The sequence below is a fragment of the Sphingomonas sp. genome, assembly GCF_017304635.1.
Classification (GTDB): Bacteria; Pseudomonadota; Alphaproteobacteria; order Sphingomonadales; family Sphingomonadaceae; genus Sphingomonas.
In genome coordinates this window covers 363,355-371,104 of the sequence record NZ_JAFKMA010000004.1, presented here as the reverse complement: position 1 = coordinate 371,104, position 7,750 = coordinate 363,355, and the positions used below count along the sequence as shown (strand labels likewise).

Sequence of the window (7,750 nt, the reverse complement as noted above, 5' to 3'; positions counted from 1 at the left end):
GCGAGGGACTTCACCTCCTGCGCGACCACTGCGAAACCGCGCCCGGCATCGCCCGCGCGCGCCGCCTCGATCGTCGCGTTGAGCGCCAGCAGGTTGGTCTGCCCGGCAATGTCGCGGATCAGACCGAGGATACTCTCGATCGACTTGGCATGATCGCTCAGCGCCTCCGACATGCCGACCGCGGCGCCGGCTTGCGAGCTCGCGCGGTTCGCGATCTCGGCCGCCGCCTCGACTTCGGTCCGCGCATCCTCGATCGCGCGGATCAGCCCGGCCGCCGTCTGCGCCGCCTCGCGCATCGCCACCGCCGACTGCTCCGCCGCCGCCGCCACTTCGCTCGTCTTGCCCAGCATCCCGCGGGCCAGCGTCGTCGTGCTCAACGCATGGTCGAGCAGCCCGGCGCTTTCACCCACCGCCGCGGCGATCGTGCCGCTCAGATCCTCGTCGAACGTCCGCCCCAGCGCTTCGCGCTGCGACCCCGCGTCGAACTCGATATAGGCGGCGTAGAGCGACGCGTAGACGTCGCATTCCAGGCTGCGCAGCCGCGTGAAGACGTCGTGGATGTGCTGCCGCTCTTCCTTGGTGCAATCGTGGCGGCGGCCGAGGATGTCGAGCGCGACCGACGCACCGGCCGAGGTCATCGCCAGCACCACCGTCAGCGGGACGTGCGACGAGATCGCGCCGGCGATGGTGCGCTCGGCCGATTCGACCCAATCCTTGCCGTCGGGATGAAGGAAGCGATTGCGGAGATAGGCGATGCCGAGCTGGACCAGCCGCTCATGATCGTGGTCGAGAAATATCGTCTCGCCGCGGAATTCGTGCCAGTGCGCCCAATGCGTTTCCGAAATCGCCCGCGCTTCGGGTTCGATGATGCTCCAGATCGTCTTGGCCGTCGCGATATCGTCGGCGGAGAAGCCGAACAGGCGCAGCCGCTCGGCGACATCGATGCGACGGCTGATACTGCCCGCCTCGGGCAGGATGCGCGCTTTGGCAGTGTCGACCAACTGAAATCCCCCGAACGTGAGCGTTCGCGGGAATAGTAGCGGGCGAACGAAAACAACCTCTTAACTAGACTCCGGCCCCTTTGCTCGCCCGCTCGATCCGCACCGGCACGCCCTTCGCCGCCGGGGTCTTCGAATCCTTGTCGTGGTACCACAGCGGCACCAGCGGATTGAGTTCGGGATAATAACCGGCGACGCAACCGTCGGGCAGGTCGAACGGCGTCACCGCCAGCCCCTCGACCCGGCGCTCGACATTGTCGCCGGCGTCGCCGATCAGGCTGACCAGCTCGCCACGCCGCAAGCCGTGCTCGGCCATGTCGCGCGGGCTGATGAGCAGGACCATGCGGGTGCCGTGGATGCCGCGCAGGCGATCGTCATGGCCGTAGATCGTCGTGTTGAACTGGTCGTTCGATCGCAGCGTCACCAGGTGGAACCGTCCCAGCGCGTCGCCGACGCCCAGCGCGCTCAGGCTTTCGGGCACGGTGAACTCCGCCTTGCCGCTTTCGGTCAGCCAGATCCGCTCGCGCGCCTTGTTGCCCTTGTAGAAGCCGCCCGGCTGCCACATCCGCGCGTTGAAGTCGTGGAACAGCTCCGGATAGGTTTCCGCGATCTCATCACGGATCAGCGCATAGTCCGCGGTCCATTCGTCCCAGCGCAATTTGTCGCTAGTATACCCCAAGGCTTCGGCGATTCCCGCGACGATCGCCACCTCGGACTTCAGATGCGGGCTGGCCGGCGGGCGCTTGCCCCAGGACCCGTGGATGCAACTGAAGCTGTCCTCGATCGTCACCGCCTGCGGACCGGACGCCTGCACGTCGGCCTCGGGCCGGGCGAGGCAGGGGAGCAGGTACGACACCTTGCCGTGGATCAGGTGGCTACGGTTGAGCTTGGTCGCGACGAACACGGTCAGCGCCTGTTCCATCCACGGCTCCTCGACCGCGCGATGATCGGGCACTGCGCGCACCAGATTGCCGCCCAGGCTGACCAGCGCCTTGACCGATCCGTCGACCACGCCCTCGCACACTTCGACCGTGGTATGTCCCGTGTCGCGCGGGGGTTCGAAGCCGAACTGTTCGGCGATCTTGTCGAGGGGCACGAGCTCGGGCTTTTCGGAGATGCCGACCGTCCGCTGGCCCTGCACGTTCGAATGGCCGCGCACCGGGCACATGCCGGCGCCCTTCTGGCCGATATTGCCGCGCATCAGCATCAGGTTGACGATCATCCCGATGCTCTTGGTGCCGTGGACGTGCTGGGTGATGCCCATGCCGTAGACCGCGATGGTGCGCTCGGCATCGCAATAGACGTCGGCCGCCGCTTCCAGGTCGCCGCGTTTCAGACCGGATTCGCGTTCGATCGCGTTCCATCCGGTCGCCTCGGCCTGCGTGCGGAACGCGTCCCAGTCGTGCGTGTGCTGGTCGAGGAAATCCTGATCGAGCACGCGCGGTTCGCCCGCGGCTTGCGCGATCGCGTCGCGTTCGAGCACCCGCTTCGCCATGCCCATGATCGCGGCGATGTCGCCGCCGGGGCGCACCTGGAGATATTGATGCGCGAGCGGCGTCGGGTGCTGGGTCAGCATCTGCATCGGATTCTGCGGATTGATGAAACGGATCAGCCCGACCTCGCGGATCGGGTTGAACACGATGATCTTGCATCCGCGCTGCGCGGCCAGTTGCAGCGGGTGGAGGAAGCGCGGGCTGTTGGTCCCCGGATTCTGCCCGAAATAGAGGATGCAGTCGCAGCTCTCGAAATCCTCGAGCTTGCAGGTGCCGACCGGCGATCCGATCACCTTCTTGAGACCGACCGACGTGGTCTCGTGGCACATGTTCGAACTGTCGGGCAGGTTGTTGTTGCCGAACCGTCGCGCGAGCAAGGCGTAGAGATAGCTGGTCTCCAGACTGGCCTTGCCGGAGGCGTAGAACACGACCGACTTCGGCGGCAGCGGCCGGAGCGCGGCGGCGATCCCGGCAAACGCTTCGTCCCAGTCGCACGGTACATAGGTGTCGCTGGCGGCATCGTAGCGCAGCGGATGCGTCAGCCGCCCGGTCATCTCCAGGTCGTAATCCTCCCAGCCGCGCAGTGCGCTGACGGTATGCTGGGCGAAGAAGTCAGGCGTGCAGCGGTCGCGCGTCAAATCCCACAACGTCGCCTTGGCGCCGTTCTCGCAGAATTCGAACGTGTGCGGGCTGGCCGGTTTCCCCCACGCGCACGACGAGCACATATAACCTTCGGTCTTGTTCTGGTGCGCTAGCGTGGTGAGCGCGCCGGCGATCGGCCGCTCGCGCCGCGCGACCTTGGCCATGCCCTTGACCGAGCCGAACCCGCCGGCCGACCCGGTATAGCGCACGGTGCCCTCGGCCATCATATTCTCCTCTTCGTCCGATCGTCGCAGCGCGGCGGCGGGATGGCAATCCGTCAGACGCTCTCGACGACGGGCTCGTGATAGGGACAATGATTGAACCGCGCCCGGAAGTCCGCCGAACGGCGATAGGGTTCGTTGCGCGCGCGGTTGATGTTGCCGAGCGGCTGGTGCGCGGCAAGGCCCGTCCAGATACTGAAGCGCATCTCGTCCTGGACCTGCTTCACCAACGCGGGCGCCCAACTGTCCTGATGTCGCGCGCGGAGCGTACCGACACGGCGGAACGGAAACTTCTCCTCGTCCCACGGCACCGTCGAATCCTCGATCGGTTGCTCGTCCAGGTCGTAAGCGAGCTGCACGCCGAATTCCCATTCGGCGTCGATGTCGCGCATCTCGGTCTGCACTTCCTCGCGGATCGCATCCTCGCGGCCGGCGACATCGATGATCTCGCCGCTCAGCGCGGTCATCGCCGGGGCGACCGGGCGCAGGCGGAACTTCGCGATATAGTCGCCGTAGCGAAACGGCGTGACCGAGTAATAGGTCTCGCCCAGCGGCTCGACATTGGGTGCGCCGCCCAGCGTGTCGATCGTCGCCGGCGGTTGCAGCCCGACCGCCTCGATCGCATTGTGCACGCCGCGCAGCGCCGCCGACAGCACCTTCTTGGTGCCCTCGATCCGATCGGTGGTCTTGGCAAGCAACTTCAGATTGCCGAGGAACTTGGCCGCGGTCTTCGCCTGGAACGCCGGCGCGTTCACCATGATGAAGTCCTGCGTCGTGCCGTCCGACCCCGGCAGCCGCTCGCCCGCGACGTCGAGCACCTTGAGCGCGAAACCGCGCGGCAGGCTGATCGCGTCGGGCAGGATATCGCCGGCATTGGTCGACAGGCGGAGAAAGGCGGGATGCGTGCCCGGCGTCGCGAACAGGCCCTGCGCGAGGTCGGGCGGCAAGTCGCCGTCGATCGTCAGTTCACCGCGCAGGATGCCGTGCGCCTTGGCATGGACCGAGCGCACCGCATGGCCGTAATCCTCGGCCGTCTTCTTCAGGATGACGTCGAAGGTTTCGTTGAGTTCGCGGATCGTCTCCGCCTCGTCGGGCTGGACCTGTTCGACGTGCGGGGTGAAACGGACGGGGGCTGGCATCGGCGCGATCTCCTAGAGGCTAAATGGTCGAACGCGCAGGGTTCCTGAATTGCTACACGCAATAATGCTGATCTCGATCAGTCGGTTAGCTTGGCAAGATCGTCGGGGCGGTTGATATTGGGGGGCAGTTGCGCCGCCACTAACGCGATCGGGGTGGCGCCGATCGCCGCCGCCCAGCCCCGGATCGAGCGCGTGCCGTCGGTCGCCAGATGGGCGTCGAGCGCTGCGGCGAGCGTGGCCGGCCAGATACCGACCACCGGCATGTCGGCAAGAAAGGCCGCGTCGTCCCGCATCAGGAGAACATCCAGCAAGGCTCGATCGATCGTCGGCACATCGCACGGCACGGTCAGGATGCGGTCGAACCCCGCGTTTCCTGCGCAATGCAAGGCCGCGTTGATCGCGGCGAGCGGGCCGAGGTCGGGCGCCGGTCGATCGGCGAGCGCCGGCAGATCGCGATAGGATCGTCCGCAGATCACGACGGCATCGACCGTCGCGGCGAGCGTATCGATGACGTGATCGATCAACGGCCGTCCGCGCCAACCGGCCAGCGCCTTGTCGCTGCCGAACCGACTCGATCGCCCGCCGGCCAGCACCGCACCGAGCGTCCTCATGGGTATGCCAGCAAGGCATCGGGGCGCGCGAGGGCGACGAGTCGCAAGCCGGCCGCCTCCGCTCGCGCGACCGCCAGCGCGGTCGGGGCAGAGATCGTCGCGAGCAGCGGACATTGCGCGATCGCCGCTTTCTCGACCAATTCGTACGAGCAGCGTGAGGTCAGCAGCGCGAAGCCGCCCTCCCACGCGGTTCCGGCTCGCAGCATCGCGCCGATCAGCTTGTCGAAAGCGTTGTGGCGCCCGACATCCTCGCGCACCGTCAACACGCGTCCGGCCGCATCGCAGTGCGCAGCGGCGTGCACCGCGCCGGTCGCGGCGTTGAGCGGCTGCGCGGCCGAGAGCGCGCCGAGTGCGGCGAACACCGCCGCCTCCGTTCCCGCAAACCGCACGGTGACGGGCGGCAACGGCCGCATCGCCTGCGCCAGATTCTCGATGCCACACAGCCCGCACGACGATTCGGACACGCGATGCCGCACCCGCTCGACCACGCGGTCGGCGACTCGCGCACCCACGCTCAATCGCACGATCACGCCATCGGGCTGGGGGTGGACCAGGCAATCCTCGACATCGTCGGCACCGTCGATCAACCGTTCGGTCAACGCGAAGCCGTATGCCAGGTCGACCAGGTCGGCCGGGCTGGCCATCAGGACGGCATAGCCGATGCCGTTGACCTCGATCGCGATCGGCGTTTCCGCGGCCAGCGCGCGTTCGACCGACGTGACGATGCCGTCGGCCGCATGGCGATCGAATCGCGTGACGATGCTCGGCGGCGGGACATGCATCGCGCGACGATAGCCTAGAGCCGCGCCAGCGTCGCCGGGTCGCGTTCGCCGCCGTAGAATGCGTCGAGACAGGCTGCGTACGGGTCGCTGCCCTCACCCGCCGCCGCTTCGAACAGGGTCAGGCTCGAGCGCAGCTTGACCGCATCGATCCCGCCCAGGATCGCGTCGGCCGACCGCCGCCCCGCCCAGCCGAGCATCGCCGCGACACCCGCCTCCAGCCGTTCGCGCAACACCGGGTCGGCGAGATAGGCGCGTGCCTCCGCCAGATCGCGGATCGCATAGCGCCGCGCCATGTCGCTCGCGCCCAGCCCGGCGATCTGCGGGAACACGAACCACATCCAATGGCTGGACTTGGCCCCAGCGCGCAGTTCGGCGAGCGCACCATCGATCACGCCGGCTTGCGCGGCGTGGAAACGCGAAAGGTCGGTCATGCGTATCGCAACGATCCGACCGCCTGCCTGCTCCCGATGCCGACGGATTCGACTCGTCGGACGCAAGAACATATCATGAACATATCATCCGATTCGGAGTTCGCGCCATGGCCAAGTTCGGCGACCGCTTCTTCTTCGCGCTCAAGCCCGCCGCCGCCGCGTTGCCGCAGCTGGCAACGGCCCGGCGCGACCATTGTCCCACACACGCCATTCCGGACGAGCATTGGCACGTCACGCTCGACATCCTCGACGACGTCGCCGCGGCGGACAGGCAGTTGGTCGATCGACTCGTCACCGCGGGATCGCGCGTCGAAAGCGATTCCTTCGCCTTTGCGCTGGAGCGGATCGTCGGGCTGGGCGGCTGGATCGGCTTGCGCGTCGGCCGCCGGCCCGCGGCGTTGATGCGGCTCCACGCCGCGATCCGCGCCGCGCTGCTGGCGGTCGGGCTGGCGCCGCGCCGGGACTGGGCGTTCAATCCCCACCTGACCCTGGGCTATCCGCACGGCGCGCCGTTCTCGCACGCCATCGCCCCGATCGGCTGGCAGGCCGAGGAGATCGTGCTGATCCACAGCCATCTGGGCGAGACGCGGCATCAGGAAATCGGTCGCTGGGCGCTGATGCCGGAGCGGCAATTATCCCTGTTCTAACGCTGGCAGCGCCCAGTCGATCGGCGGTTCGCCATGCTCGATCAGGAACGCGTTGGCGCGGCTGAACGGCTTGCTGCCGAAGAACCCGCCATGCGCCGACAGCGGCGACGGATGGACCGACTTTATGACGAGATGCCGCCCGCCGCGATCAACCGAATCGACGAACGCCGCCTTCTTCTGGGCATGGCTGCCCCACAGCATGAAGACGGTCGGCCGCGTCTGCGCGTTGACCAGCCGGATCACCGCATCGGTGAAGCGTTCCCACCCGCGCCCCTGGTGCGCCGCCGCGCGGCCCATCTCGACCGTCAGCACCGCATTGAGCAACAACACGCCCTGCTGCGCCCAATGTTCGAGGAAGCCGTGCCGCGCCGGCGCGATGCCGAGGTCGCTTTCCAACTCGCGATAGATGTTGGCGAGGCTCGGCGGGACGCGGACGCCGAGCCGGACCGAGAAGCTGAGGCCGTGCGCCTGGCCCTCGCCATGATACGGATCCTGCCCCAGGATGACGACGCGGACTCGATCGAGCGGCGTCAGGTCGAGCGCGCGGAACCAGTCGTTGGGGGCGGGAAAGATACGTTTGCCGGCGGACCGCTCAGCAACCAGAAACGCGCGCAAAGTTGACATGTAGGGTTGCGCGAACTCGCCGCGCAACGGCTCCAGCCAGCTCGGGTGCAGCCTGATCTCGCCCATCGCCGTGCTTGACCCCAGCCGGGGTGGCGCTGTCAATGCACGGATGCTGCGACCCGAGGGCGGCGACGGTCCCGCTCATGCGAACGGGACGACCGA

General features: G+C 67.4%; 8 protein-coding genes. 1 reads left to right on the top strand and 7 read right to left on the bottom strand.

Annotated elements, in window-relative coordinates; genetic code table 11:
• The 6 genes from J0I47_RS13615 to J0I47_RS13590 form a co-directional block, all read right to left on the bottom strand.
• The coding region (locus tag J0I47_RS13615) for a methyl-accepting chemotaxis protein (protein ID WP_294047529.1) at positions 1 to 1,001 on the bottom strand (1,001 nt) is incomplete at its 3' end.
• Positions 1,002 to 1,065: 64 nt separating this feature from the next.
• Positions 1,066 to 3,357, bottom strand: a complete 2,292-nt coding sequence (locus J0I47_RS13610; RefSeq protein ID WP_294047528.1) for an FdhF/YdeP family oxidoreductase — start codon at positions 3,355 to 3,357, stop codon at positions 1,066 to 1,068.
• Positions 3,358 to 3,410: 53 nt separating this feature from the next.
• Positions 3,411 to 4,493, bottom strand: coding sequence for a catalase family protein (locus J0I47_RS13605; RefSeq protein WP_294047527.1), 1,083 nt, complete (start codon positions 4,491 to 4,493; stop codon positions 3,411 to 3,413).
• Between the two features lie 77 nt (positions 4,494 to 4,570).
• Positions 4,571 to 5,104 (bottom strand): molybdenum cofactor guanylyltransferase, encoded by a 534-nt coding sequence (locus J0I47_RS13600; RefSeq protein ID WP_294047526.1) that lies wholly within the window; start codon positions 5,102 to 5,104, stop codon positions 4,571 to 4,573.
• On the bottom strand, positions 5,101 to 5,886 hold the full coding sequence (fdhD, locus tag J0I47_RS13595) for a formate dehydrogenase accessory sulfurtransferase FdhD (RefSeq protein WP_294047525.1): 786 nt from the start codon (positions 5,884 to 5,886) through the stop codon (positions 5,101 to 5,103). Before fdhD ends, J0I47_RS13600 begins: the two co-directional genes overlap by 4 nt.
• A 14-nt stretch (positions 5,887 to 5,900) precedes the next feature.
• A complete protein-coding gene (locus tag J0I47_RS13590; protein WP_294047524.1) occupies positions 5,901 to 6,317 on the bottom strand; it encodes a DUF1810 domain-containing protein in 417 nt (138 codons plus the stop codon).
• A gap of 107 nt (positions 6,318 to 6,424) precedes the next feature.
• Here J0I47_RS13590 and J0I47_RS13585 point away from each other — a divergent pair, with 107 nt between their 5' ends.
• Positions 6,425 to 6,964 (top strand): 2'-5' RNA ligase family protein, encoded by a 540-nt coding sequence (locus tag J0I47_RS13585; protein WP_294047523.1) that lies wholly within the window; start codon positions 6,425 to 6,427, stop codon positions 6,962 to 6,964.
• Here the strand turns inward: J0I47_RS13585 and ung are convergent.
• Entirely contained in the window at positions 6,950 to 7,654 is a 705-nt protein-coding gene (gene ung / locus J0I47_RS13580) for a uracil-DNA glycosylase (RefSeq protein WP_294047522.1), read from the bottom strand. The two genes, J0I47_RS13585 and ung, sit on opposite strands and share 15 nt — an antisense overlap.
• Positions 7,655 to 7,750: the final 96 nt, after the last annotated feature.